The 26544-nt window shown below is 71.9% G+C and carries 25 protein-coding genes; 17 read left to right on the top strand and 8 right to left on the bottom strand.

The features are described 5' to 3' along the window. Positions 1-16 precede the first annotated feature (16 nt). The gene (locus tag KCH48_RS34840; protein WP_210580960.1) at positions 17-748 is read left to right on the top strand and encodes a methyltransferase domain-containing protein; all 732 of its coding nucleotides are present in this window, start codon (positions 17-19) and stop codon (positions 746-748) included. On the opposite strand, the gene KCH48_RS34845 is transcribed toward KCH48_RS34840, so the two are convergent. Next, positions 637-1095, bottom strand: a complete 459-nt coding sequence (locus KCH48_RS34845) for a hypothetical protein (protein WP_210580815.1) — start codon at positions 1093-1095, stop codon at positions 637-639. The genes KCH48_RS34840 and KCH48_RS34845 overlap by 112 nt on opposite strands. A 23-nt stretch (positions 1096-1118) precedes the next feature. Continuing rightward, positions 1119-2366: a molybdopterin-dependent oxidoreductase gene (locus KCH48_RS34850; protein WP_246886338.1), complete on the bottom strand. Its 1248-nt coding sequence runs from the start codon at positions 2364-2366 to the stop codon at positions 1119-1121. A 113-nt stretch (positions 2367-2479) separates the two neighbouring features. Here KCH48_RS34850 and KCH48_RS34855 point away from each other — a divergent pair, with 113 nt between their 5' ends. Both KCH48_RS34855 and KCH48_RS34860 read left to right on the top strand, forming a co-directional pair. Beyond that, positions 2480-3928 carry a hypothetical protein gene (locus KCH48_RS34855; protein WP_210580819.1) on the top strand — a complete coding sequence of 483 codons (1449 nt, stop codon included), beginning with the start codon at positions 2480-2482 and terminating at the stop codon, positions 3926-3928. Positions 3929-4097: 169 nt separating this feature from the next. Further along, complete coding sequence (locus tag KCH48_RS34860; protein ID WP_210580821.1) at positions 4098-5144, top strand: lysylphosphatidylglycerol synthase transmembrane domain-containing protein; 1047 nt, start codon at positions 4098-4100, stop codon at positions 5142-5144. Positions 5145-5181: 37 nt separating this feature from the next. Here the strand turns inward: KCH48_RS34860 and msrB are convergent, their stop codons facing one another. From msrB to KCH48_RS34880, 4 genes are all read right to left on the bottom strand, one after another. After that, the gene (msrB, locus tag KCH48_RS34865) at positions 5182-5589 is read right to left on the bottom strand and encodes a peptide-methionine (R)-S-oxide reductase MsrB (protein ID WP_210580823.1); all 408 of its coding nucleotides are present in this window, start codon (positions 5587-5589) and stop codon (positions 5182-5184) included. Positions 5590-5602: 13 nt separating this feature from the next. Next, positions 5603-6988 carry a UDP-N-acetylmuramate--L-alanine ligase gene (gene murC / locus KCH48_RS34870; RefSeq protein WP_210580826.1) on the bottom strand — a complete coding sequence of 462 codons (1386 nt, stop codon included), beginning with the start codon at positions 6986-6988 and terminating at the stop codon, positions 5603-5605. A 44-nt stretch (positions 6989-7032) separates the two neighbouring features. Further along, positions 7033-7506 carry an indole-3-glycerol phosphate synthase gene (locus KCH48_RS34875; RefSeq protein ID WP_210580828.1) on the bottom strand — a complete coding sequence of 158 codons (474 nt, stop codon included), beginning with the start codon at positions 7504-7506 and terminating at the stop codon, positions 7033-7035. 147 nt (positions 7507-7653) lie between these two features. Next, positions 7654-8427 carry a pyrimidine reductase family protein gene (locus tag KCH48_RS34880; protein ID WP_210580830.1) on the bottom strand — a complete coding sequence of 258 codons (774 nt, stop codon included), beginning with the start codon at positions 8425-8427 and terminating at the stop codon, positions 7654-7656. A 138-nt stretch (positions 8428-8565) separates the two neighbouring features. Between KCH48_RS34880 and zapE the strand changes: the two genes are divergently transcribed. From zapE to KCH48_RS34915, 7 genes are all read left to right on the top strand, one after another. Further along, on the top strand, positions 8566-9672 hold the full coding sequence (zapE, locus tag KCH48_RS34885) for a cell division protein ZapE (protein ID WP_210580832.1): 1107 nt from the start codon (positions 8566-8568) through the stop codon (positions 9670-9672). A gap of 656 nt (positions 9673-10328) precedes the next feature. After that, positions 10329-10907 carry a carbonic anhydrase gene (locus KCH48_RS34890; protein WP_210580834.1) on the top strand — a complete coding sequence of 193 codons (579 nt, stop codon included), beginning with the start codon at positions 10329-10331 and terminating at the stop codon, positions 10905-10907. Between the two features lie 8 nt (positions 10908-10915). After that, positions 10916-12409, top strand: a complete 1494-nt coding sequence (locus KCH48_RS34895; protein ID WP_210580836.1) for a SulP family inorganic anion transporter — start codon at positions 10916-10918, stop codon at positions 12407-12409. A 172-nt stretch (positions 12410-12581) separates the two neighbouring features. Continuing rightward, positions 12582-13475 carry a slipin family protein gene (locus tag KCH48_RS34900; RefSeq protein ID WP_210580838.1) on the top strand — a complete coding sequence of 298 codons (894 nt, stop codon included), beginning with the start codon at positions 12582-12584 and terminating at the stop codon, positions 13473-13475. A gap of 89 nt (positions 13476-13564) precedes the next feature. Further along, positions 13565-14956 carry an alkaline phosphatase PhoX gene (locus KCH48_RS34905; protein WP_210580840.1) on the top strand — a complete coding sequence of 464 codons (1392 nt, stop codon included), beginning with the start codon at positions 13565-13567 and terminating at the stop codon, positions 14954-14956. A gap of 173 nt (positions 14957-15129) precedes the next feature. Continuing rightward, the gene (locus tag KCH48_RS34910) at positions 15130-15990 is read left to right on the top strand and encodes a polysaccharide deacetylase family protein (RefSeq protein ID WP_210580842.1); all 861 of its coding nucleotides are present in this window, start codon (positions 15130-15132) and stop codon (positions 15988-15990) included. An 18-nt stretch (positions 15991-16008) separates the two neighbouring features. After that, positions 16009-16188, top strand: coding sequence for a hypothetical protein (locus KCH48_RS34915; RefSeq protein ID WP_210580844.1), 180 nt, complete (start codon positions 16009-16011; stop codon positions 16186-16188). Here KCH48_RS34915 and KCH48_RS34920 read toward each other — a convergent pair. Both KCH48_RS34920 and KCH48_RS34925 read right to left on the bottom strand, forming a co-directional pair. Continuing rightward, positions 16180-16851 (bottom strand): ABC transporter, encoded by a 672-nt coding sequence (locus KCH48_RS34920; RefSeq protein ID WP_210580846.1) that lies wholly within the window; start codon positions 16849-16851, stop codon positions 16180-16182. The genes KCH48_RS34915 and KCH48_RS34920 overlap by 9 nt on opposite strands. Beyond that, positions 16848-17702, bottom strand: a complete 855-nt coding sequence (locus KCH48_RS34925; protein WP_210580848.1) for an ATP-binding cassette domain-containing protein — start codon at positions 17700-17702, stop codon at positions 16848-16850. The genes KCH48_RS34920 and KCH48_RS34925 overlap by 4 nt, the downstream gene beginning before the upstream one ends. 56 nt (positions 17703-17758) lie before the next feature. Here KCH48_RS34925 and KCH48_RS34930 point away from each other — a divergent pair, with 56 nt between their 5' ends. The 7 genes from KCH48_RS34930 to KCH48_RS34960 all read left to right on the top strand — a co-directional run bounded on the left by KCH48_RS34930 (position 17759) and on the right by KCH48_RS34960 (position 26513). Then, positions 17759-18523: a peptidyl-tRNA hydrolase gene (locus KCH48_RS34930; RefSeq protein WP_307841038.1), complete on the top strand. Its 765-nt coding sequence runs from the start codon at positions 17759-17761 to the stop codon at positions 18521-18523. A gap of 345 nt (positions 18524-18868) precedes the next feature. After that, on the top strand, positions 18869-19963 hold the full coding sequence (locus tag KCH48_RS34935) for an acyl-CoA desaturase (protein WP_210580852.1): 1095 nt from the start codon (positions 18869-18871) through the stop codon (positions 19961-19963). Between the two features lie 101 nt (positions 19964-20064). Further along, positions 20065-20877, top strand: a complete 813-nt coding sequence (locus KCH48_RS34940; RefSeq protein ID WP_210580854.1) for an SAM-dependent methyltransferase — start codon at positions 20065-20067, stop codon at positions 20875-20877. Positions 20878-21104: 227 nt separating this feature from the next. Further along, the gene (locus KCH48_RS34945; protein WP_210580857.1) at positions 21105-22460 is read left to right on the top strand and encodes a DUF692 domain-containing protein; all 1356 of its coding nucleotides are present in this window, start codon (positions 21105-21107) and stop codon (positions 22458-22460) included. Positions 22461-23135: 675 nt separating this feature from the next. Continuing rightward, complete coding sequence (locus tag KCH48_RS34950) at positions 23136-23975, top strand: DUF4142 domain-containing protein (protein ID WP_210580859.1); 840 nt, start codon at positions 23136-23138, stop codon at positions 23973-23975. Positions 23976-23979: 4 nt separating this feature from the next. Then, a complete protein-coding gene (locus KCH48_RS34955; protein WP_210580861.1) occupies positions 23980-24741 on the top strand; it encodes a TIGR04222 domain-containing membrane protein in 762 nt (253 codons plus the stop codon). Positions 24742-24857: 116 nt separating this feature from the next. Next, positions 24858-26513 carry an alpha/beta hydrolase gene (locus tag KCH48_RS34960; RefSeq protein WP_210580863.1) on the top strand — a complete coding sequence of 552 codons (1656 nt, stop codon included), beginning with the start codon at positions 24858-24860 and terminating at the stop codon, positions 26511-26513. The last annotated feature ends 31 nt before the right edge of the window (positions 26514-26544 follow it).

Genomic DNA, 26544 nt, shown 5'->3' on the forward strand with positions numbered 1-26544 from the left:
GCGGAGCGCCCAGCAACTGGTGCCGATCGTCCGGCAACCGACCCCCGACGGCCGCCCCTGGACCGTCGACCTCTACAGCGACGCCCTGCGCACCGGACGCGGGCCGCTCTTCCTGCGCCGTACGGACGGCTGGCTGCTGCCGCTGGACGTGGAGCGCTGGTGTGCGCGGGCCGACGCGGTGGACCTGGAGGTGCTGGCCCGGTGCGAGGGCGCCGTGCTGGACGTGGGCTGCGGTCCCGGCCGGCTGGTCGCCGAACTCGCGGCCCGGGGCCGGCGCGCGCTCGGCATCGACGTCAGCGAGGCGGCTGTCGCGCACACCGTGCGGCTCGGCGGACAGGCGCTGCACCGCTCGGTGTTCGAGCCGGTGCCGGGAGAGGGCCGCTGGGGCACCGTCCTGCTCGCGGACGGCAATGTCGGCATCGGCGGCGACCCCGTCGCCCTGCTCGACCGGCTGGCCCAACTGCTGGCTCCCGGCGGGCTGTTGGTCGCCGAGACGGCCCCGGTCGACGTGGACGAGCGTGTCCATGTGCACGTGACCGACGGCCGGGGCGCGGTCGGCGCCCCGTTCCCCTGGGCCCGCCTCGGCACTCCCGCCCTGCTGCGGCACGCACACCGCGCGGGCTGGAGTGCCGTCGATCAGTGGACCTCCGGCGGCCGTTCCTTCGCCGCCCTGCGCAGCCGCCGTACGAAAAGGATCGCGGAGCCCGCGAACAGTGCGGCGGTGATCAGCAGCCAGCGGGCGAGGTAGCTGTCCGCGGACAGGCCGGTGGAGCCGGCGTAGCGGTCCGCCACCCGCCCGCTGATCAGCGGGAACCACACGAGCAGCAGCAACAGCGACAGGGCGGCCGGCACACGGACGTAGCCGGCCGCCCACCGCCGCCCGGCCGCGCCGCACGCCGCCACCAGCGCACGGTCGGCCGCCGCGTACAGCGGCACCAGGACCAGGTCGTGGACCAAGGCGGCGCCCACGAACCACAGCGCGACCTCGAACCAGTCGCCGTCGAGCAGCCGCACCCCCGCGTATCCGGCGAGCGCGAACGACGCGGCGAGCAGGAGGAGTTGGAACGAGCTGCCGACGGCGACACGCGCGCGCATCAAAGATCGCATCTCAGGTCGCATCACAGATCTCCGAACGTCATCCGGGCCACCCACTTGGTGTTGAGCACGCCGGGTGCCGCGGGCACGATGACCCGGGCCGGGTAGCCGTGGTCGGGGGACAGGTCCTCGCCGTTGACGGTCAGGGCGAGCAGGGAGCGTTCGTCGGCGACTTGGTTCGCCCGCAGGGCGGCGCGGCGGAAGGCGCCGGCGCGTTGCAGCGACTCCACGAAGACGTCGGTCGGATCGTCGTGGCCGACGAGCGCGGCCAGATCCCGCAGCCGTACACCGCGCCACCACTGGTCGGAGGTCGACCAGCCCTCGACGCAGGCGATGGGCAACGAGGCGGAGTGCAAGGGGAGTTGGAGCAGGTCGGCGCGGCTGAGGCGGACGGTTCCGGTGCGGCCGATGACGACCAGCCGCCACGCCTCAGCGCCGGTCTCCGCGGGAGTGATCCCCACCTTCGCGGCCGTCTTGTTGATCTGGAAGCCGTTCGGTCCCGAGCCCGGTTCGCCGCCGCCGTGCGGGGCGAGCAGGGCGGTACGGCGCAGAAAGCCGTCGAAGCTCTGCCCGACGGTCGTGGCGAACAGCAGCAGCGAGCCGCCCCCGACGAACCACAGGGCACCGCGCCGGGACACGGTCGGCTCGGCGGGCTCCGGGGCCACCAAGTCGTCCTGCTCGTCCCTTTCCTCCCCCTCCTCCCGCAGTTGCCGCAGATTGCGCAGCGCCTTCGGTGTCTTCAGCGCGGCATGGGCGACGAACGCGGCGAAGAACACCCATGCCCCGTAGAAGTGCAGGGCGTAGAACGAGCCGGGGAAGATGTAGTCGAGCTGGACGTTCAGCACACCGGTGACGAACTCGAAGAGCGCCCCGCCGACCAGCAGGAGCAGCGAGATCCGCTCCGCCGCGTGCGCGAGCGAGCGGGCCGGCGGCAGCGTGAACAGCCGGGGCACGACCGACCACAGCTTGGCCAGCAGCACGGGGATGAGGGCGATCCCTAGCGTGACGTGGATGCCCTGGTTGAGCCGGTACAGCCAGTGCGGGTCGGTCGGCCAGGAGAAGAGGTAGAAGCCGAGGATCCCCTTGTCCGGGGTCTTGTCGTTCACCGGATCCAGGTCCGGGTTGTAGGCGGCGTACGACACCAGCCCCGTCAGGAACAGCAGCGTGATCCCGCCGAGCAGCACGACGCCGAGCACCGAGGTGAGCCAGGGCCCGCGCAGCGGGCTGCGCCAGAATCCGGGCGAGAACGGAGTGAGAGGTGTGCGTCGCATGCCCCGACCGTAGGCCGGGATCACCGCAGGACAGGGTCCGCGAACCATGACGAATCTCTGACGTCCGCGCCCGTCACGCGTCCGGCGCACGCCGGGCGTCCTAGCGTTCGGACGTGACCCACGATCTTCTGCCAGGCACCCGCCCCGACGCGCTCCCCGACGCCCGCCGGGACCTCCGCCACGACCTGTACACGGCGACGGCCGCCACCCTCCTCGTCGTGACCGCCGCGCTGGTCGGCCGCGCGATCGAGCGCCGCGACGACACGCTCTTCGTCCGCTGGCCCCCGCTGCTGGCACTCTGGCACCCGCACATCGGCCCCGGCACCCCGGCCGCGCTCACCGTCGCGCTCGCGGTCATCGCGTACGGCCCCGTCCTGGCCGTACGCCTGCCCTGGCGCTCCCTGCTGCTCTGGGTCTGGGGGGCAGGCATGGCCTGGACATGGTCGCTGGCGCTCATCGACGGCTGGAACCGCGGCATCGCCCGGCGGCTGACGACACGCGCCGAATACCTCCAGGTCATCGACAGTTTCGGGGACATCCCGGCCACCCTGCGGGACTTCACCCAGCACATCCTGATCGACTCACCCGACAACTGGCCCGCGCATGTCGCCGGGCATCCCCCCGCGGCCACCCTCACCTTCGTCTACCTGGACCGCATCGGCCTCGGCGGCGGCGCCTGGGCCGGTGTCTGGTGCATCACCGTCGGCACCACCGCCGCCCTCGCCATCCTCATCACCGTCCGCCTCCTCACCGACGAGCACCTGGCCCGCCGCGCCGCACCCTTCCTGGTCCTGGCACCGGGGGCGGTATGGATGGGCACCTCCGCCGACGCCTACTTCGCCGCGGTCGCGGCCTGGGCGGTCGCGTTCCTGGCACTGGCGGTCACAGGCCACCGCCCACCCTGGACCGGCCTGACGTCCGGCCTCCTGTTCGGCCTGACGCTCTACCTGTCGTACGGCCTCACGCTCTTCGCGCTGATCGCGGCGGCCGTCCTGCTGCTAGCGCCCCGAAGGGGCGCGGGGAACTGCGCGACCAGCCACGACGGCGCCGCAGACAAAAGACGACCCATCACGGCACCCCCAGCGGAGCGCTACCGCATCAGACCCCTCCCCTTCGTGCTCGCCGGATTCGTGGTCGTCCCCGTCGTGTTCACCGCGCTGGGCTTCTACTGGTGGGAGGCGTACGACCTGCTGGTCACCCGCTACCACGAGGGCGTGGGCGGTGTCCGGCCGTACGGCTACTGGGTGTGGGCCAACTTCGCGTGCACGGTGCTGGTGGTGGGCCTCGCGACAGCGGCCGGGCTGCGGCGGACCGGGGTGGCGCTGCTCCGCCGGGACGACCGGGCCGCTGTACGCCTCGGCGTTCTGGTGCTGGCGGCGCTGGTCGCGATGGTCGTCGCCGATCTGTCCGGGATGAGCAAGGCGGAGACGGAACGGATCTGGCTGCCGTTCGCGCTGTGGCTGCTGCCGGCGTGCGCGTTTCTGAGGGGCGCGCGGGGGTGGCTGGCGGCGCAGGCGATCGTCGCGCTTCTCGTCAACCACCTCTTGCTCACGGGCTGGTGACTCCGGCCACACCGTGACCGCGTTGCCCGTCCGCCCTCGCCTTGTCGGTTCCCGGCAACCGTCCCGTCATGCGGAAAGGGAACGCTCCCGGCGTCCCCCTTTGCTCGCCTCCGCGTACCCGTCGGTCCCGCCACAGTGTCGGGCACGACGTGGAAGGACGACGTGCGCCGTGTCCCCGCTCCAAGTCGACGAGCTCCCCAAGCCGTCGCTCACCCCCGTCCCCATCCCCGCTCCCCCCTCGGTCAGTGCCCCCACACCGACCGCTCCCCCGCCGACCACGACGCGCCGGCGCCGGCTGCGCTGGGCGCTGAGTCTGCTGCCGCTCCTGCTGATCGGCGGGTACGCGGCGTTCGACTGGCCCACCGTCCATGACAGCGCCGTCCGGCTGGCCGGCGCCGATCCCTGGTGGCTGCTGGCCGGAACCGTGTTCAACGTCCTGTGCTGGGTGGCCGCGTCCGTGACCCGGCAGGGCGCCCTGCCGGAACGGCTCCCGCCGGGTCCGCTGCTGGCCTCGCAGTTCGCCGCGGGCGCCGCGAATCATGTGCTGCCGGCGGGGCTGGGAGCGCACGCCGTGACCCTGCGGTTCCTGCAGAACCAGGGGATATCGATCCCCCGGGCGACGGCGTCCCTGGCGCTGTATTCGCTGGTCAAGCCGATCGTGAAGACGCTGCTCATCCTCGCGTTCCTCGCCGCCTTCCCCGGCACGCTGCGCGTCGGCCAGCTCGTCCCGGACGCGTCGACGCTGGCCGTGGCCGGCCTCGGCATCGCCTGCGTGCTCGGCGCGGCGACCTTGCTGGTGACGGCCGTACGACCGCTGCGGCGACCGCTGCTCGGCTGTCTGAACTCCGCCCTGACCGACGCGCGGCTGCTGCACACCCGTCCGGTCCGGGTGCTTCAGCTGTGGGGCGGGGCGGCGGCGTTTCCGCTGCTGCAGGCCTGCGTGCTGGCCTCGGTCGGGTCGGCGCTCGGGCTGCAACTGCCCTGGGTGCATGTGATCTTCGCGTACCTCGCGGCCAGCGCCGCGGTGGGGGCCGTGCCGGCGCCTGGTGGCATCGGCCCCGTGGACGCGGCGCTGGTGTTCACTCTCGTCGTGTTCGGGGCGCCCATGGTTCTGGCCACCGGCACGGTGATCGGCTTTCGCGTGATCACCGTGTGGTTGCCGTTGCTGCCGGGGGCGTTGGTGTTGTCGGGGATGGTGCGGCGGAAGATGCTGTGAGCTTCCGCATGGAGTCCCCCGCCCCCTTTCGGGGCGCTCAGCCCTCGTCGGGCGCCAACCGCACCGCGATGCTGTTGATGCAGTACCGCTGGTCGGTGGGCGTGGGATAGCCCTCGCCCTCGAACAGATGCCCAAGGTGCGAACCGCACCGGGCGCACCGCACCTCCGTCCGCACCATCCCGTGCGAACGGTCCTCGATCAGCTCGACCGCGTCGGAGTCGCGGGCGTCGAAGAAGCTCGGCCAGCCGCAGTGGGACTCGAACTTGGCGTCCGAGGTGAAGAGGTCGGCGCCGCAGGCGCGGCAGGAGTAGATGCCCTTGGTCTTGGTGTCGGTGTACTCACCGGTGAAGGCGGGCTCCGTGGCGGCCTGGCGCAGCACCGCGTACTCGCCCGGCGTCAGCTCCGCGCGCCACTGCTCATCCGGCTTCTCGACGTCGTACGACATGGGTGTCAGCCCCTCACTGCGACAGGCGGTCCAGGATCAGCGGGCCCAGGTCGGTCACATCGCCCGCGCCCATGGTGAGAACGAGATCGCCTGCCTTGGCCATTCCCGCGATCACCGACGGCACCTCGGCCTTGTCGTGGACCGCGGTGACGTCCGCGCCCGCCACCCGCGCGGCCTCGATGATCAGCTCGCTGGTGACGCCCGGAACCGGGTCCTCGCGGGCCGGGTAGATGTCCAGGACGACGGAGGCGTCCGCGAGGGACAGCGACTGGCCCATCTCCTTGCCCAGCTCCTGGGTGCGGGAGAACAGGTGCGGCTGGAAGACCACCAGGATCCGCGCGTCACCGGCCGCCGAGCGCATGGCCTCCAGGTCGGCGGTCATCTCCGTCGGGTGGTGGGCGTAGGAGTCGATGACCTGGACGCCCGCCGCCTCGCCCTTGAGCTGGAGGCGGCGCTTGACGCCGGTGTACGCGGCCAGCGCGGGCGCCAGCTCCGCGGCGGGGACGCCCAGTGCCACGCCGGCGGCGAGCGCGGCGACGGCGTTGTGGGCGTAGTGCCGGCCGGGGACGGAGACCGTGAAGGTGAGCTCCGTGCCGTCCAGCAGGACCGTGACCTCGCTCTTCAGCCCCTGGGCCCGCACCGACAGGATCCGTACGTCCGCGTCCGGCGATTCGCCGTACGTCACCACGCGGACGCCCTCGATCCGCCGGGCCAGCTCGCGGGCGCCGTCCTGGTCCGCGGCGATCACCAGCGTGCCGCCGGGCACGATCCGGCCCGCGAAGGTCTCGAAGGACTCGTAGATCTCGTCCATCGACGCGTAGTTGGCGTGGTGGTCGAGCTCCACGTTGAGGACGATGGCGACTTCGGGCGCGTACTTGTGGAAGCTGCGGTCGCTTTCATCCGCCTCGGCGACGAAGATCTCTCCGTCGCCGTGCAGGGCGTTGGAGCCGGGGGCGTCCAGGTCGCCGCCGATGGCGTACGAGGGGTTCAGGCCCAGCTCGGACAGCGAGACGGCCAGCATCGACGTGGTCGTGGTCTTGCCGTGGGTGCCCGCGACGGCGATCGGACGCAGGCCCTCCATCAGGGCCGCGAGGGCGTCGGAGCGGTGCACCACTGGGATGCCCAGCTCGGCCGCGCGGGCCAGCTCCGGATTGTCCTCGCGGATCGCCGACGACACCACGACACAGCTGGCGTCGTCGGCGAGGTGCTCCGTGGCGTGCCCGATGTGCACGGTCACGCCCAGCGCGCGCAGCGCCTCGGCGGTGGCGGAGTCCTTCGCGTCACTGCCCGCCACCTTCGCGCCCCGCTGCGCCAGGATCTTCGCGATCCCCGACATCCCGGCCCCGCCGATGCCGATGAAGTGCGGGCGGTCCATGGCGGTAGGAAGGCCGGGTGCCATGAGTGCTTCTCCCCAAGTGATGCGACACGTATCGAGGGGTCAGCCTATGCCTTGCTGTGGGAGAACAGCTTCAGCACCGGCACCCCCACCTTGTGCCGGGCCCGCGAGGCCCAGTCCCGGTGGAAGAACTCCTCCACGTAGTGGGGGTCGGTCAGCACGATGACCTCGTCCGCCCCGGTCTCCTCGACCAGGGCCTTGAGCGCATCCAGCGCGTGGCCCTCGATGAGCCGGCCCTCCGCCTCGCTGCCGGAGCCGCGCAGAGCCGCGAGGGACACCTCCAGGGCCTGCTCGCCGAGGGCGGCGGCGTCCTTGCCCTCGGGGCTCTCCAGCTCGCGAGCCGCCTCGTCGATCTCGCCGAGTGCGATGTCGTCGATGGCCCGCAGCAGCCGGTCGGCCTGGTCGCCGCGCGGTTGGAGCAGGACGTGGAAGGAGACCTGCTCGTCCCCGTGCAAGGTGGTGACGAACTCCACGTCGGCGGATGTCAGGGCCTTCTCGATCATCAATACGCTTGTGAACACGTCAGGCGTCCTTCTCCTCCGTGGGCCTTGGCCGGGCCCCTGCGGAAACCATCCTGCCCCGCGATCGCACGGGGACTGCGTTGATTCAGTGTGCCCGCCGGGGGCTAAACGGAACGGTAGATTCCGTCCATTACCCGACCAGCGCACTCAAGCCCGCCGGTACCTGCTGAAGAGGAACCCTTCCTCCTCCAGCAGAGACACCAGTGCGAATCGGCGCGGCACCGCGACCGTCGGCCCGCCCGCGATCCGCTGCGCGTCTCCCGCGGTGAGCATCGGAGAGACGGTCAGACACAGTTCGTCCAGCACCTCGGCCGCCACCAGCTGGCCGAGCAGGCGCGGGCCGCCCTCGGTCAGCAGCCGGGTGTGCCCGAGGTCGCCGAGGGCCCGTACGGCACGGGCCGGGTCGACCCCGATCCCGTCCCCGGCGATCACCACCCGGGCGCCCGCCTTCTCCGCGGTCGCGATCCGGTCGGGGGCCGCGGCGGCACCCGTCAGGATCAGGGTCGGCACCGTGGGCGAGGTGAACAGCGGCAACGAGAAGTCCAGGTCCATGCTCGCGGTGACCACCGCGATCGCCGGCGCGGGCGCCTGTCCGGCCTCCGTACGCCGCCGAGCGAACTCCTCACGCGCGCGTGCCGGACGGTACCCCTCCAGGCGTACCGTTTCCGCCCCGACCACCACCACATCCGCCAGCGCCCGCAGCGTGCCGAAGATCCGCATGTCCGTCGCACTGGAAATGGGCTGCGACCGGCCACCGTGCTGAGCGGCACCGTCGAGCGTCCCCACCATGTTGGCCCGCAGCCACGGCTCCCGCCCACCGGGACCCGGCTCCGGGTAGGCGTACGCGTCGGCCAGCTCGTCGAGGCTCCATTCACGGGCGTCCGGGGCTGTTTCGTAGGTCACAGGGAACAGACGTCGCATGTCGAGCAGTCTGGCACGGTGCCAAGCAGGTCCGGGGAGGTCAGGCGCCCCAAAGGGGCGCGGGGAACTGCGCGACCAGCCACAACGGACCAGCAGACGAAGTACCGCCCCACCGCGGACCGCCTAAAGTAGAGAACCGTGCCTACCTCCACCGCCGCCTCCGGGACCGGTCCGATAGCAGACGCGGCCCCTGTGTCACTGTGCGCCCGCGAGCCCCACGTCCCCGCGGAGCGCCTCGTCGGCGAGATGGTGCCCCCACCCCGCTTCGACTCGGTCCGCTTCAGCACGTACATCCCGGACCCGAACCAGCCCAGCCAGACCGAGGCCGTCCAGGTCCTGGAGGCCTTCGCGGGCGGACTCGGCGCCGCGCACCCCACCGCCACCGCCAAGCGCAGCTTCCTCGGCTTCGGCAGGGCGAAGGCACCGAAGACCCCGGCGGGCCCCCGCGGCGTCTACCTCGACGGCGGCTACGGCGTCGGCAAGACCCACCTGCTCGCCTCCCTGTGGCACGCCACCCCAGCCGAGCCCGCGCTCAAGGCGTTCGGCACGTTCGTGGAGCTGACGAACCTGGTCGGCGCCCTCGGCTTCCAGAAGACCGTCCAGACCCTGTCCGGGCACCGCCTGCTGTGCATCGACGAGTTCGAACTGGACGACCCCGGCGACACCGTCCTGGTCTCGACGCTGCTCGGCAAGCTGGTGGACGCGGGCGTCGCGCTCGCCGCCACCTCGAACACGCTGCCGGGCAAGCTCGGTGAGGGCCGGTTCGCGGCGGCCGACTTCCTGCGCGAGATCCAGGGCCTGTCCGCGCACTTCCGCTCCCTGCGCATCGACGGCGAGGACTACCGCCACCGCGGGCTGCCCGAGGCACCGGCGCCGTTCTCCGACGAGCAGGTCACCAAGTCCGCGTACGCCACGCCGGGCGCCTCGCTCGACGACTTCCCGCATCTGCTGGAGCACCTCGCCCGCGTCCACCCCAGCCGGTACGGCGCGCTGACCGACGGAATCCGGGCGGTGTGCCTCACCGACGTCCAGCCGATCCCGGACCAGTCGACCGCGCTGCGGCTCGTCGTCCTCGCGGACCGGCTGTACGACCGCGAGGTGCCCGTGCTCGCCTCGGGGCTCCCCTTCGACCGGCTGTTCAGCGAGGAGATGCTGAACGGCGGCTACCGCAAGAAGTACTTCCGGGCGATCTCCCGGCTCACCGCGCTGGCCCGGGACGCCAAGGGACTCGTCGACGCCGACTAGTCCGGCAACTCCCGCAGGTCAAGAGGCATTTCAAGCCAAGCGGCATCGCCTTTCAGGCTCTCTTCAGCCTGAAACGTTAAGTTAACCCTGCAAACAACTTTGCAGGGTTAACGTGTTTCTTGACCAGCCATTGACCAAGAGTTGGCGTGTCCATAAGTCGTGAACTGCCTGGAGAGGGGCGGATGTTGCGAGGTACGACGACCAGGACCGTAGTTGCGGCCCTAGCCGCCGTCCTGCTCGCCCTGCAGTTCTTCGCTCCCTCCGCGTCGTTCGCATCCGCGCACACGGTTGGTCATGTCGAGGCCAAGGCTCAGCCCGGATCCAAGCTGTCTCCCAAGGCACCGCGCGACGGAATCCTCGCGCTCCGTGACGTGAGCTGCTCCGGGGACCCGACCGGTCCCCAGCACACCCGGGAGCGGAACCGCTCCTCGGTCGCCTGGCCCGGGGCGCAGGAGCGCCCGCTCGTGGCCCCGGGCGCGACAGCCGCGCACCCGACGGTGCCGCGTGCCGTGCAATGTCGCACGGCGAGATCCTCGACGACCCACTCTCCGGCGGCACTTCAGGTCTTCCGCTGCTGAGAGAGAGCAGAGCAGTCATCACCACTCTGTCTTGCACGTCCGACGCGCCTTTGGCGCGCCAGGAGGAGTCACCACATCATGCAGCCCCTCATCGACAACGCCCGCACGTTCGGACAACGCCCTGAGGAGTTCGCCAGACTGGCCGAAGGCCAGTCACCCGAGGTCCTGTTCATCACCTGTTCCGACTCCAGGGTCGTACCGGCCCTGATCACCGGCGCCCGCCCCGGCCAGCTCTTCGAGCTGCGCACCGCGGGCAACATCGTCCCGCCGTACGCCTCCGAGCACCCCACCAGCGAGGCGGCCACCATCGAGTACGCGGTCGAGGTGCTCGGCGTACGCGACATAGTCGTCTGCGGCCACTCCCACTGCGGAGCGGTCGGCGCACTGGTGCGCGGCGACGACCTGGACGCCGTACCCGCCGTCCGCGACTGGCTCGCCGCCGCGACGCCGCGTCCGCAGGGGGCGGCCGGCGATCCCACCGTGGCCGAGGGAGTGCAGAGCCATGCCCTGGCGCAGTTGCTGCGGCTGCGCTCCTACCCCTGTATCGACCAGAAGCTGGCCCAGGGCCAACTCGCCCTGCACGCCTGGTACTACGAGGTGCACACCGGCGCCGTACTGGCGCACAGCCCGCAGACCGACACCTTCAAGGCCCTGTGAGCGCCGCCATGAATCCCTCCACCCTCACCAAGTTCCCTCATCTGCGGCAGGACTTCGCCGCGTCTCTCGTCGTCTTCCTGGTCGCGCTCCCGCTGTGCGTGGGCGTGGCCGTCGCCTCCGGCGTGCCGGCCGAGCTCGGGCTCATCACCGGCATCGTGGGCGGCATCGTGACCGGGCTGATGCGCGGCAGCAGCCTTCAGGTGTCCGGCCCGGCCGCCGGGCTCACCGTGCTGGTCTTCGAGGCGGTGCGCGAGTTCGGGCTGCCGGCGCTCGGTGTGATCGTGCTCGCCACCGGCCTGCTCCAGATGCTGATGGGCGCCCTGAAACTGGGGCGCTGGTTCCGGGCCATCTCGGTCGCCGTGGTCGAGGGCATGCTGGCCGGAATCGGGCTGGTCCTGATCGCCGGGCAGCTGTACTCGCTCGCGGACACCGAGGCGCCCGCCTCCGGGCTCGCGAAGATCACGGGGCTGCCCGGGGCGCTCGCGGACGCCGTCCAGGACACCGGGGCGCTGGCCTCGCTGGCTCTCGGCGCGGGCACGATCGCCGTGCTGATGCTGTGGAAGCGGATGCCGCGCCAGGTGCGCACGGTGCCCGGTCAGCTGGCCGCGGTGGGCCTGGCGACGCTGGTCGCCGTGGCCTTCAGCCTGCCGGTGGCCACCGTCGAGGTGCAGGGGCTGCTGGGCTCCATCCAGCCGCCGTCCCTGGACGCCTTCGGTGAGCTCGCCGATGTCGGCCTGCTCGCCACCGTCGCCGCCTTCACGCTGATCGCGTCCGCGGAGTCGCTGTTCAGCGCGGCGGCGGTGGACCGGATGCACGACGGTCCGCGCACCGAGTACGACAAGGAGCTGCTCGCCCAGGGCGCGGGCAACACCGTCTGCGGTGCGCTGGGCGCGCTGCCGATGACCGCGGTGATCGTACGCAGCGCGGCGAACGTCCAGTCGGGCGCGCGGACGAAGGCGTCCCGGGTGCTGCACGGCGTATGGCTGCTGCTGTTCGCGGCCCTGCTGCCGGCCGTCCTCGCCTACATCCCGATCCCGGCCCTGGCGGCCATCCTGGTGCACGCCGGCGCCAAGCTCATCCCGGTACGGCAGATCGTGGCGCTGTGGCGCGAGCATCGCGGTGAGGCGCTGATCCTGGTGGTCACGGCGGTGTCGATCGTCGCGGTCAGCATGTTCGAGGGCGTCCTCATCGGCCTCGCGCTGGCCGTCGCCAAGACCGCCTGGGAGGCCTCGCACATCAAGCTCGAGGTCATAGACAAGGGAGCCGGGCCCGTCCAGGCCTACCTGTCGGGCAACGCGACCTTCCTGCGGCTGCCGAAGATACTCGACAGCCTGGAGTCCCTGCCCCAGGACCGTCCGGTCGAGCTGAACCTGTCCGGGCTGCACCATCTGGACCACGCCTGCCGTACGGCGCTGGAGAACTGGGCCGAGCGGCACAGTGCGGCCGGCACCGATCCGGTACGGCTCGACGGTGCCGTGGCGGCACCCGAGGCCCGGAGGTAGCACTCCCCGACGTCCGGCGATGCCCGGCTGAAGCCCCGAACCGGGGCTTCAGCCGGGCTTACCGTTGCCCTATTCGGGCATATCGTGGGAAGAGGTTGCCAATACCGCTTTTAACAGGTGCAGGTTTTTAACAGGTGCAGGGTGCAGGGACGGCTGAACAGGGGTCGTCATCATGCTGGAAGAGTTGCTGACCGCGGCCATCGCCACCGGGACCGCGGGGGTGGTGTATCTCGCCGCGGCTGCGCGGGTCGTCAAGCAGTACGAGCGCGGGGTGGTCCTCCGGCTCGGGCGCCTGCGGGGCGCCGTACGGCCACCGGGCTTCACCCTGATCGTCCCCGCCGTGGACCGGCTGTACAAAGTGAACCTGCAGATAGTGACGATGCCCGTGCCCGCCCAGGAGGGCATCACACGGGACAACGTGACCGTGCGGGTCGACGCGGTCGTCTACTTCAAGGTCGTGGACGCGGCGGCGGCGATCATCAACGTCGAGGACTATCGCTTCGCGGTCTCCCAGATGGCACAGACCTCGCTGCGTTCGATCATCGGCAAGAGCGACCTGGACGACCTGCTCTCCAACCGCGAGAAGCTCAACCAGGGCCTGGAGCTGATGATCGACAGCCCGGCGATCGGCTGGGGCGTCCAGATCGACCGCGTCGAGATCAAGGACGTGTCCCTGCCGGACACCATGAAGCGCTCCATGGCCCGGCAGGCGGAGGCGGACCGCGAGCGGCGGGCCCGGGTCATCAACGCCGACGCCGAGCTCCAGGCCTCCAAGAAGCTCGCCGAGGCCGCGCAGCAGATGGCCGACACGCCCTCCGCGCTCCAGTTGCGACTGCTCCAGACGGTGATGGCGGTGGCGGCGGAGAAGAACTCCACGCTGGTGCTGCCCATCCCGGTGGAGCTGCTGCGGTTCCTGGAGAAGGGGGCGGAGACGCACCCGGAACACCACGGCCGCCCCGCGCCGGACAGCTCGGGCCTCGACCAGCTCCCGCACGAGCACCCCGACGAGATCCCGCCCGCCCCCGCCGACCGGCAGCCGTCCCCCGACCGCTCGCTGGAGCAATGACAGGTTCTACGCGCGTGGTTCACGCGGCCGTGACCAAGTGATAGACACGGCGGCATCACAGTCCTGTCCGCCAGCAGGAAGGTTGCCCCATGTCCGAAAACGGCCGCACGACACGCCGTCAGATACTCGCCCGCACCGGCGCGTCGGTCGCCGCGATCGCCTTCGCCGGAAACCTCACCGAACTCTTCGCGGGCACCGCCTCCGCGCAGGTGAACCTGGGCCACACCGGTTACGGCCCGCTCGTCCCCGACCCGAAGGGCCTGCTCGATCTCCCGAAGGGCTTCCGCTACCGCGTCCTGTCCCGCGAGGGCGCCCCACTGCGCTCCGGCGAGGGCGAAGTGCCCTCCCACCCGGACGGCATGGCGGCCTTCGCGGGCCGGCACGGTCGCGTCCACCTCGTCCGCAACCACGAGAACAGGGCCGACGCCGAGATCCCCGTCCCGACGGTCGAGGGCCTCACCTACGATCTGGCGGGCAAGGGCGGCTGTACGGCCCTGACGCTGGACAGCGCCGGCCGGGTCCGGTCCGAGCAGGTCGCGATCGCCGGTACGGCCGTCAACTGCGCGGGCGGGCCCACCCCTTGGGGCACCTGGCTGACCTGCGAGGAGACCGAGGACAAGGCAAGCACCGGCGGCTACGCCAAGGACCACGGCTTCGTCTTCGAGGTCGACCCGGCCGACCCCCGCCGCAGCGGGGCCGTACCGCTCACCGCGATGGGCCGCTTCCAGCACGAGGCGGTCGCCGTCGATCCCCGTCGCGGTATCGTCTACGAGACCGAGGACGCCTTCGAGCGGCCCTTCGGCCTGTTCTACCGCTTCCTGCCCGACAAGCCGCTCGGCGGCCCCGGTTCGCTCCGCGCGGGCGGCCGCCTCCAGGCGATGCGCGTGCCCGGCGTCCCCGACCTCTCCTCGGTCCAGGAGCCCGGCGCCCGCTTCGACGGCGTCGAGTGGGCCGACGTACCGGACCCGCTCGCGGCCCGAACCCCCGTCCGCCTCCAGGACTTCGGCCCGCGGGGCATCACGCACGCGCAGAAGCTGGAGGGCTGCTACTGGGGCGGGCGGTCCGTGTACTTCGTGTCGTCGTACGCGCGAAGTGCCGAGGGCTCGGCGGCCGACCACTACGGGCAGATCTGGCGGTACGACCCGTCGGCACGGCGTCTCACCCTGGTGGTCGTCTTCGGCCCCGACACGGACCTCCAGCTGCCCGGCGAGTCACCGGACAACATCTGTCTCGCACCGAGCGGCGGGCTCATGGTCTGCGAGGACGGCGGCGGCGCCCAGCACGTGTACGGGGTCACGCGGCGGGGTGAGGTGTACGCGGTGGCCCGCAACCGACAGAACATCGGCACCGACGAGGAACCGGAGTGGGGCGAGTTCGCGGGCGTCACCTTCTCGCCTGACGGCGGGACGATGTACGTCAACTGCTATTCGCCGGGAACGACGTTCGCGGTGACGGTCGCTCCGCGGGTTGTGCCGCGATAGGTCGTCGCTCGCCCGCGGGGCGGTGGGGGCTGGTCGCGCAGTTCCCCGCGCCCCTTAAGGGGCGCTGTGCAGCCCGGCTTCATCATCGGCGGGCGGGTGAAATCGGCGAGAGACACCCGGTAAGCAGCCGCCAATGACAAAAGGCGCATTACTCGCATAGCTACGTTCGTGCGGTGATCACACTTACACGACGTGTAGCCATCGCCTGCGCCCTGAGCGCCGCCCTCATCTCCTGCGGGACGGCCGAAGAACCGCACCGCTCCCCCGCCCCCTCGAAACGGACCGTCGCCCCCTCCCGGCCCCCGACCCTCGCCCCCGGCCCCGCGGGCCTGACCCCTGTCTTCGAGAACGGTCCGCGGACCGGGGCCAGGACCGTCGCCCTCACTTTCGACGCCGACATGACCGCGGACCAGGGGCCGAGGGCGGCGGCGGGGGAACGGTTCGACAATCCTCGGCTCATCGCGGCGCTGAAGGCGCTGAGGGTGCCGGCCACCGTGTTCATGACGGGCCGCTGGGCCGAGGAGTACCCGGTCCAGGCCCGCGCCATCGGCCAGGACCCGCTCTTCGAGGTCGCGAACCACTCGTACAGCCACTACGCCTTCACCGACGACTGCTACGGCCTGCCGACCGTCTCCGAGGACCGGATGCGGACGGACGTGGAGCAGGCGTACGCCGCCTTCCGCAAGGCCGGGGTGCGGGACCCGATGCCGTACTTCCGCTTCCCGGGCGGCTGTTACGACGGCCGGGCCCTGAAGGCGCTGAGCGCGACCGGCGTCACCGCCGTGCAGTGGGACGTGGTCGGCGGGGACGCCTTCGCCACCGACGCGGACGCGGTGGCCCGGCAGGTGCTCGACGGCGTACGGCCGGGCTCGGTGGTCGTGCTGCACTGCACGAACAGCGCCGCCCCGACGACCGAACGCGCCCTCCGTACGATCGTCCCCGAGCTGCGCCGCAAGGGCTTCCGGTTCGTGAAGGTGTCCGAGCTGATCGGAGCCGCGGGCGGGCGCGCTGAGGCTCGTACGACGGACAGTTGACCCTCGTACGCTGGATGTATGAGCGAGGACGACTACTGCCTCATCGACGCGACCAGGCCGCCCAAGGCGGATGGGCCGCCGTACGCGGAGTGCGTGCTGTGCCGGGAGCCGACGGAGTACCCGGAGTCGTACAAGGGCATCACCCTCTGCCCCGTCTGCGAGTGGCAGGAGGCCCAGCGCACGGCCTGCTCAGGGTGACCGGCGCGAGGTGAGGGCGCAGGCCACGGCGATCGCCACCGCGGTCAGCAGGGCGGCGGCGCCGAGCGGGAGCAGGGGGAGCTGGACCTGGCCCGACTGCGATCCCGTCACCAGTCCGCTGACCGCCGCCTGCGCCGGGGAGCCCGTGACGACCACGGACAGCAGGGCCGCGAGCAGCATCGCCGGGACCGCCCGGCCGGGCGAGCGCAGCAGCGGCCAGGAGGTGAGCGCGCCGACGGCCGTGCCGAGCAGGGCGCAGGCCAGCGCGGCGAGCAGCCCGGCCGCGCCCGCCGGGAGGGGCGCCACGCGGGTCTGGTGGTCGGAGGTCACCGGATCGCTGATCAGCGTCACGACGAGGGTCGCGACGGTGCCGAGCGCGGCGGCCGACGCCAGCGCGACCAGCAGACAGGCCAGGTGCGCCCGTCCGGGTCCGGCCGCCGCGGCCACCGGGGCGCGGGCGGCGGGCGGCTCGTTGCCGACGCAGATCCGCACCAGCCAGGCGGCGACGGGCAGCAGCGCCGCCGCGGCATAGCCCAGCGAGTCGAGCACCGGCTGCCCGCCCTGCACACCGACGCCCAGGAACACGGCGTACAGGATGAACGGCGGCAGCCAGCGCTGCGAACGCAGCAGCAGGGCGGCTTGATAGCGCAGGAGCGCGGTCATCGGACCTCCTCGGCGTCCTCATGGGCGACGCTCACCACATGCCAGGGCGGGCGGGCTGTCAGCAGGGAGCGCAGGACGACGTCCGAGTGGGACGCGGGGACGGTGAGCCGGTGCGTGCCGGGCGCGGTCTCCTCGGCGGAGGCGAGCTTCGGGGTGGCGGGCAGTGGTCCGCCGGGTGGGCCCTGGACGACGATGACGACGTACGGTCCGGAGGGCGAAGTCCCTTGCTCCGTACGGTGGTTGAGGGCGCCGTCGAGCACGGTGTACGTCGCGTCGGGCGCCCCCGCCAGGCGGTGCGGGTCGTGGTCGACGAAGACGACGGCTCCGCCCGCCGCCGTCCGCTCGGCGACCGCCCGTTCCAGCTCGGCGCGGGCGGACTCGTCCAGTCCGGTCCAGGCCTCGTCGAGGACGAGCAGGTCCGGCTCGGCGAGCAGGGCCTGGGCGACGGCGACCTTCTGGCTGCTGCCCTTCGACAGCCGCGCCATCGGCGTACAGGCGTGGGCGGCGGCGCCGAAGCGCTCCAGCCACTGGTCGGCGGCGCGGGCCGCCGCCGTACGGGACAGTCCGTGCACCGCGCCGAGGTGGGTGAGGTAGCCGACCGGGGTGAAGGGCAGCGCCGACGGGAAGCGCTCGGGGACGTAGGCCGTGCGCGGACGGCCGCTGATCCGGCCCTCCGTCGGGGCGTCGATCCCGGCGAGCAGCCGGAGGAGGGTGGACTTGCCGGTGCCGTTCGCGCCCTCGATACGCAGGAGAGTGCCGGGGGGCACGGCCAGGTCGATCCCGCGCAGCACCCAGGGTCCGCGCAGGCCGTAGCGGCGGCCGACGCGTTCCAGCCGTAATGCACGTTGCATGCGGTCATCCTCTCGCGGCCGGAGGAACCGATCTTCCGCCTGGCAGACTGGAGGACGTGACCAGTGATCCATCCGTTCCCAGCGTTCCCGACGATCTCGGCGTTCCCCGGGAGAGCCCTTTCCGTTCCGAGCCCTCCGTGCGCGACGAGGCGCCGCAGTTCGTGCTGCCGTTGGTCGTACGGATCGAGCGGGCGGCTCCCCCGACCCGTACGGACGCGCTGGAGACCGCGGCCCGCGCGGTGCTGGTGCTGCTCAGCGACGAGCGTGCGCTGGGGGACGGCGAGTGGGCGCAGGCCGTGCGGGACTGGCAGGACGCGCGGATCCGCAAGGTGGTGCGGCGGGCGCGGGGCGCCGAGTGGCGGCGGGCCGAGGCACTGCCCGGCATCACGGTCACGGGCAAGTCCGCGGAGGTACGGGTCTTCCCGCCCGTCCCGCTGGACGGCTGGCCCAAGGACCTCGCCCGGCTCCAGGTCTCCGGGACGGACCTCGACGACCCGGAGCCGCCGGCCAGGGCCGACCCGGGTGTGCCGGTGCTGTGGCTCAGCCCCGACCTGGACATGACGGCCGGCAAGGCGATGGCGCAGGTCGGCCATGGCGCCCAGCTCGCCTGGTGGGAGCTGTCGGACGAGGACCGCGCCGCCTGGCGCGACGCCGGCTTTCCCCTGGCCGTCCGCACCGCCCCCGCCGGCCGCTGGGCCGAGCTCACCACCAGCGGTCTGCCGGTGGTCCGCGACGCGGGCTTCACGGAGATCGCGCCCGGGGAAACGGTCGCCGTCGAGGGAGGCAGCCGCTACTGCCCGCTCATGTCCTTGGGCAGGTAGGGCGGCCGGGAACCTTCCCGGCACTCGGGACGTTCAGTGAGTGGTTGTAGTTGAAGTTTGCGACGTGGAAGCGCCCGCGGAGTTCTGACAGCGGGCGCATTGTCGTGTCGGGGGTTTTCTTCGACGGCTGGCGACCAGCAGCCCGGGGACGCGCGAGCGCGCGTTCTCCGCATCTACTCGCCATCTTCGCCATCTCGAAGGAGACCTCGCTCTGAGGACACCCGTTTCGAGGCGGGCCCGCGCCGCGGGCCTGCTTCGCGCTGCTTCCCCACGGGCCTTTCCGCAACCGGCGCCCTGCCCCCGCGCCGTCGAAAGCCGGCCCGCACCCACCCCGAGAGGAAAAACGTGACCACTGAGATCATCAACCGGGGCACCGAGCCGCCGCCGGACCACGTCGCGACGACCAAGCCCCCGTCCGCCGGCCGAGGCAGCGACTACGCCGCACTGTCCCGCGAGGTGAAGCAGAGCGGGCTGCTGAAGCGGCGGCCGGGCTACTACTCCGTCAAGGTCGGCGCGAACCTGCTTCTGATGGCCGCCGGCTGGACCGCGTTCGCCCTGATCGGGCAGTCGTGGTGGCAGCTGGTGACCGCCGCCTTCCTCGCGGTGATGTTCACCCAGACCGGGTTCATCGGGCACGACGCCGGACACCAGCAGATCGCCCGCTCCAAGCGCGTCAACAACCTGCTCGGCCGCGTGCACGCCGACCTGCTGATCGGCCTCAGCTACGGCTGGTGGATCGCCAAGCACAACCGGCACCACTCCCACCCCAACCACGTCGACCGCGACCCCGACATCGCCGACGGCGCGATCGCCTTCACCGAGGACCACGCCCGGGTCCGCCGCGGCCCCTATGCCTGGCTGGCCCGCCACCAGGCCTGGCTCTTCTTCCCGATGCTGCTCCTTGAAGGACTCGCCCTGCACGTGGCCGGCGTACGGGCGCAGTTCGAGCGCGACGGCACCACGGGCTCCCGGGCGGCCAAACTGGCCGGGGCGGGAATGCTGACCGCGCATCTCGTCGGCTATGTCGCCGCCCTGTTCCTGGTCCTGACCCCCCTCCAGGCCGTGGCCTTCCTCGCCGTGCACCAGGGGCTCTTCGGGCTGTACATGGGCTGCTCGTTCGCCCCCAACCACAAGGGCATGCCCATCTTCGGCAAGGACGACAAGATCGACTTCCTGCGCCGGCAGGTCCTGACCTCACGCAACATCCGTGGCGGCCGGTTCACCGACTTCGCCCTCGGCGGGCTGAACTACCAGATCGAACACCACCTGTTCCCCTCCATGCCGCGGCCCGGCCTGCGCCACGCCCAGAAACTCGTACGCGCCTTCTGCGCCCGGCACGGCGTCGCCTACCACGAGACCGGGCTCGTCAACTCCTACGCCCAGGTCCTGCGGCACCTGCACGCGGTCGGCGGCCCCCTCCGCCCCGAACTGGAGTACTGATGCCGGAGCGGGGCGCCGGTCGCCCCGCACAGATCATCCGGCTACGGTGAGACCCGCGCCGCTGGGAGCGCGCAACGCCGAGGGAATGTCCGGGAGTTGTCATGTCAGTCGACCGTCCGCTGATCAACAGCAAGGTGCCGCACTCCGCTCGCATCTGGAACTACTGGCTGGGCGGCAAGGACTGCTACGAGATCGACCGGCAGGTCGGCGACCAGATGCGTGAGCTCAACCCCGAGATCGTCGACATCGCGCGCGCCCAGCGAGGGTTCCTCAAGCGCGCGGTCACCTATCTGGCCGCGGAGGCCGGGATCCGGCAGTTCCTCGACGTCGGCACCGGCCTGCCCACCCTCGACAACACCCACGAGGTCGCCCAGGGCATCGCCCCCGAGGCACGGATCGTGTACGTCGATCACGACCCCGTCGTGCTGACCCACGCCCACGCGCTGCTCACCAGCACCCCCGAAGGCGCCACCGACTACATCGACGCCGATCTGCGCGACCCGGCGTCCATCCTGCGGGGCGCCGAGCGCACGCTCGACTTCAGCCGGCCCGTCGCGCTCATGCTGCTCGGCATCGTCGCGCACGTCCCGGACGACACCGCCTACCCGATCGTGGAGCAGCTCAAGGACGCCCTCCCCGCCGGGAGCCACCTGGTGTTCTGCGACAGCACCGAGGTGTTCCACGCGGACGAGATGCGGGCGATGGTCGAGCGCTGGAACGAGGCGAGCGACAACCCGCGGATCAACCGGGCCCCCGAGCAGCTGGCCCGTTTCTTCGACGGCTTCGACCTGCTGGAACCCGGTCTGGTCCCGGTGGCGGAGTGGCGCTCCGGGCCGGTCGGCACGTCCGGCACTGACGGCACGGACGAACGGCGGGACGTGGACAGCTTCGGGGGCGTGGCCGTAAAGCGCTGAACTGTCCGCCCCCGGCATTGAACACGGGCCGCCTCCCGCGCGTATCCCCCTCCGTCGGCGGCCTCCCGTCCACGTCCGCTTCCTCCCCGAACCTCAAATGTTGCTCTGAAGGCGCCCGGAGCGCGGTTCGGGTCGGCGCGCCGGGGCCATACCCCCGTCACACAGCGGCGGAACGTCGAAGGAGACGACGCGGCACGGCCAGGTGACATCGGGTGGAGGAGGGGACGATGGAGCGACTGGGGACGGGAATCGGGTGGCGGCCGGAGATCGCGGACGCCGTGGAGCGGATGCCGGGTATCGACTGGGTCGAGGCCGTGGCGGAGAACGTGTGCCCCGGCCATCTCCCCGAGTCGCTGCGGCGGCTGCGTGAGCGCGGCGTGACCGTGATCCCGCACGGCGTCTCCCTCGGCCTCGGCGGAGCCGACCGCCCCGACGAGACCCGCCTGGCGGCGCTCGCCGAGCGGGCCGAGGCGCTGGGCTCTCCGCTGGTCACCGAGCACATCGCTTTCGTACGGGCGGGCGGGCTCCTCACCGCGTCCCCGCGCCTGGAAGCGGGCCACCTGCTGCCGGTACCCCGCACCCGGGACGCCCTCGACGTCCTCTGCGAGAACATCCGCATCGCCCAGGACGCCCTGCCCGTGCCGCTCGCGGTGGAGAACATAGCGGCGCTCATCGCGTGGCCCGGCGAGGAGATGACCGAGGGCCAGTTCCTGTACGACCTCGCCGACCGCACCGGCGTCCGGCTCCTGATCGACGTGGCCAACCTGCACACCAACCACGTCAACCGCGCCGAGGACCCGGCCAAGGCCCTCGCCGAACTCCCCCTCGAAGCCATCGCCTACGTCCATGTCGCCGGCGGCTTCGAACGCGACGGCGTCTGGCACGACAGCCACGCCCACCCGGTCCCCGAAGCGGTCCTCGACATCCTGACCGACCTCGCCTCCCGGGTCTCACCCCCCGGAGTCCTCCTGGAACGCGACGAGAACTTCCCGGAACCGGCCGAGCTGGAGCGGGAGTTGGGGGCGATCCGGGGGGCACTGGAGAAGGGACGGACGAGGCGGGAGTCACCGACAGGCCGCCCAGCGACGGCATTGCAGGACTCCACGGAACCGGATGCCTCCGAGGCACCGCAGAGCTCGACCGTCGTCGAGCCTCCCGCCGACACGACCGCCGCCCGCCAGCGCCTCGCCCTCGCGCAGACGGCGCTCCTCTCCGCCCTGGTGGCCGGCACGCCCGTACCCGAGGGCTTCGACCGGGTCCGGCTGGGCGTACAGGCCCGTGCCCTGGCCGGAAAGCGTGCGGACGTCGTGGCCAAGGTCGCCCCCGAACTCCCGCACATCCTGGGCCAGTCCTACCGCCCCGCTTTCCTCGCCTACGCCCAGCGCCACCCGATGACCGGCGGCTACCGCCAGGACGCACTGGACTTCGCAGGCCACCTCCTGTCCACGGGCCACCCCGAGAACCCAACAGCCCGCCGCCACCTCCACACCTGGCACCGGGACCGCTCCTCCCCCACCCCCCCCCCCCCCCGCCCCACAACCCGCCTGGCCCGAGCAACCCGCAAGGTATTGCTACGCCGCTGAGCAGGAGCACCACGTGCAGCTCCGGCGACAGCGCGGCGACGGGGCCCGGGCGGCGCACCGGCGGCCAGGGCCGCTGCAATGCTGCGGGCATTCGTGCCGCCTGGCGCAGCACCCACCCAGCAGGTGGCGGACTGCTGTCCCGCCAAGCTGCGGGCATGCGTACGGTCTGAGGCGGCGCCCACCCAGCAGCCGGTCCCCGCGACGCCGCAGCCTGCGGGCAGTCGTGCCGCCCGGGGCGGCGCCCACCCAGCAGGCGGCGGACTGCCCTCCCGCCAGCCTGCGGCCGCCGTCCCGCCCAGCTGCGGGCATTCGTGCCGCCTAGGGCGGCACGGGTGGGCGCAGGCGGCGCCCCGTCAGCGCCGGGCCGCGCGACCCACCCCCGGGCGGCACCGACCCGCGGCCCCCCTCAGCGCCGGGCCGCGCACCCCCCCCCGCCCCTAGACGCACCGCACGCCACAAATGTGCGGGACATAACACGCCACCCCCACCTCACCCCCAGAACTCCACCCTTGCCCCCTTTACCCCCATATGCCCACCACCCAAATCCCCCATACGGCCCCCATAACCCCACCCCAACCCTGCCTCCCCATACCGAAGTTGGCGTAGACCGCGAAGTAATATGCCAACGCCGCACCAACCGCGCACTAACGTGCGGTGCCGCAAGCAGGAGGCACCATGCGACCCCGACCCCGACCCCACCCCCCGATCAACGGCCGAGGCATCTTCACCGGCACCGGCCTGATCATCACCGGCCTGGCAGCGACCCTCGCCGCGCTGATCTTCCCGATCTGGTCGTACACGGACCGATCAGGAACCGGCGTCGACGTACTCAACGCCGAGACGGTGTCGACGAGGTTCGGACCGCTGTCGGGACTGGACCGCGACTTCGTCACGAAGGTCCGGCTCGCGGGCCTGTGGGAGCTACCGGCGGGCCGGCTGGCACAGCAGAAGGGCACCACCCCGGCCGTACGCACAGCGGGCCGGCACCTGATCGAGGGCCACGTCTTCCTGGACGAACGGACCCGCGACGCCGCCTCCCGGCTCGGCCTCGCCCTGCCCAACGAGCCCACCGACCAGCAGAAGGAATGGCTCGCCACCCTCAACGCGGCGCAGGGAGTGACGTACGACCGCGAGTTCGCGAACATCCTGCGCCTGGCGCACGGCAAGGTCTTCTCCGTAGTCGCCCAGGTCCGCGCAAGCACCCGCAACTCCCTGGTCCGCGCACTCGCCGACGACGCGAACACCACCGTGCTGGACCACATCAAGGTCCTGGAAGCCACGGGCTACGTCGACTTCGACGCCCTGGCCCACGACATGGCCGCCGGCAACGCTCCCCCACTCACCCCCGCCCCGACCCCGCCCGGCCCCACCACCGCCCCGGGCCCGGTCGTCCCGCTGACCCCGCCACCGTCACCGACGTACCCGCTCCCGCCACCGACCACCAGCCCACCACCGAATATTCCCGGCAATAGCAACCAAGTCCGCGATGGCGGCGGCGGTTCGGCCGCACAATAGGCCCATGTTCTGGGTGCTGCTCCTGCTGCTCGCCTGGGCCGCCGCCGGCACATCGTGCACACGGTTGTGCCTGGCCGCCGTACGTACGGCCGCCGCGGGCCGCAGACACGACCTGACGCTGTACGAAGCGGCGTTCCTGTCCGGCGGCCCCCGCCGGGTCGCCGATCTCACGCTGGTGTCGATGGCCCGCCAGCACCGGCTGCTCCTCGCGCACACGGGCTGGGCGACGGTCGTCGACCCGCGCGGGCGGGACGAGATGGAGCGCTCGGTGATCGGGGCCATCGGACCGGAGGGGCAGTCGCCGATCGCCCCGGTGCGGGACGCCGCAGCCGCCGCCGACGCGGTCGGCAGCCTCGCCGACCGGCTGGTCACCGCGGGCCTCGCCGTACCCCTCGGCTCCCGTACGTCCGTCGGGGCCGCGGTCCGCCAGGTGCGGCTCGCCGCGGTGGCCGTTCTCGCGCTGGGCGCCGCCGCGCTGTTGACGCCCGCCCCGTCGGAGCTGCCGCCCAATCTGGTCGCCCTCTGGTTCGCGCTCCCCCTCACCCTCACCCTGAGCTGCCTGGCGAGCGCGCGGATCGAGGTGCACCCGTACTCGCACTGGGCCTCCCCGGCCGGGCAGCGCCTGCTGGGCGTCCTGGCCCTGCACGCCGGCTCGGCCGACGACCGTACGTCCCTCACGTCCGTCGCCGTCCGCGGGGTACGCGCGATCGGCGAACCGGACCTGCGCGCGGCCTTCGGGCGCCACGACCCGTACTGGCGTCACTGACACGTCAGGGGGCGCATAGGGCGCAATGGCGCCGACACCGGCGGGCGGTGCTTGCCTTCGCCGACGGCCGACCGAAACATCCCTTCTGTTGCTGACGTGCACCGAAGGGATACCTGATGAGAGCCCCCGCCCTGTACTCGGCCGCCGGGTCCTTGCTCCTGACAGCCCTTGCCGGTGTCACCGCCCCGTCGGCCGGCGGCACCGAGGCCGCGACAGGCATCCCCGAACTGCACGGCACCGCGATCGCCGCCGCGCGCGCCGAGGCGGCCGGGATCGACTTCGGCAAGTGCGCCCTGGGACAGGACATGCCGGGCCGCATGCAGTGCGGCACGGTGACCGTCCCCCTCGACTACGCCCAGCCGAACGGCAAGCAGATCAAACTCACCGTCAGCCGCGTGCGGGCGACCCGCAAGGACCCGCACAACAGCAAGCACGAGGTGCCCCGGCAGGGCGCCCTGGTCTACAACCCGGGCGGGCCGGGCGCCTCTGGCATGTACTTCCCGCTGGTCGGCCTGCTCCCCGAGTGGAAGCGCATCGCCGGGGCGTACGACCTCGTCGGCTACGCCCCGCGCGGCGTCGGCCGCTCCGCGCCGCTGTCCTGCCAGGACCCGAAGCAGTTCTTCAAGGCGCCCTCGCAGTCGCCGACGTACCCCTCTGAGGCCTACAAGAAGGAGCGCATCGCGCAGGCCAAGGCGTATGCGCGCGGCTGCGCCAAGCGGTCGGGCAGCGCCCTGAAGCACTACCACTCCCTCAACAACGCCCGCGACCTGGACGTCCTGCGGGCCGCGCTGGGCGAGGAGAAACTGACGTTCATGGGCGCCTCGTACGGGACCTACTTCGGTGCGCTGTACGCGACGCTGTTCCCCACGCACGTGCGGCGGATGGTGTTCGACGGTCCGGTGAACCCGGACCCGGAGCAGATCTGGTACGGCAACAACCTCGCCCAGTCGGCCGCGTTCGAGGGGCGCTGGGCGGACCTGCGGAAGTGGATCGCCAAGCACGATCGCGTGTACGGCCTCGGCGACACCCCGCAGGAGGTGCTGCGCAACTACGAGAAGGCGCGGGCACGGCTGGCCGACAAGCCGGCGGGCGGCAAGGTGGGGCCGGGGCAGTTGCAGGACGTGTTTCTCACGGCCGGGTACTACGACGACTACTGGCCGGGGCGCGCGCAGGCCCTCTCGGCGTATCTGAAGGGCGATCCGCAACCGCTGATCGACATCGCCGGACCGCAGACCGAGGCGGCGGCCGAGGAGGAGAACTCGGGCGCCGTCTACACGGCCGTCGAGTGCAACGACGCGCCCTGGCCGACGGACTGGGCGGTGTGGGACCGGGACAACACCCGGCTCGCGCGCGTGGCGCCCTTCGAGACCTGGGACAACGTGTGGCTCAACCTGCCGTGCGCCTACTGGCCGGCGCCCCGGCAGCAGCCCCTCGACATGCGCACCGCGCCCGGCGCGCTGCCGCCGACGCTCATCCTGGCCGCCGAGCGGGACGCGGCCACGCCCTACGACGGCGCCCGCGAAATGCATCGGCGGCTGTCGGGCTCGGTACTGGTGACCGAGCGGGACTCCGGCACGCACGGCATCGCGGGCGGGCCGAACGCCTGCGTCAACGGGCACCTGGACGCGTATCTGCTGGAGGGCCGCCTGCCGCTGTGGCGCGCGGACTGCAAGGCACATCCGGAACCCAAGCCCGGCGCTCCGCGGTCACGCAGTCATGCATCTGCCGGCGGTCGAGGGCTGGGCGCGCCACGCGGCGGAGCCGCATATTGATGCAGCCCCCGCGCCCCTTGCGGGGCGCGGA

Origin of the sequence: Streptomyces sp. GESEQ-4 (assembly GCF_017948455.1) — a bacterium.
In the GTDB taxonomy this organism is placed as follows: Bacteria; Actinomycetota; Actinomycetes; order Streptomycetales; family Streptomycetaceae; genus Streptomyces.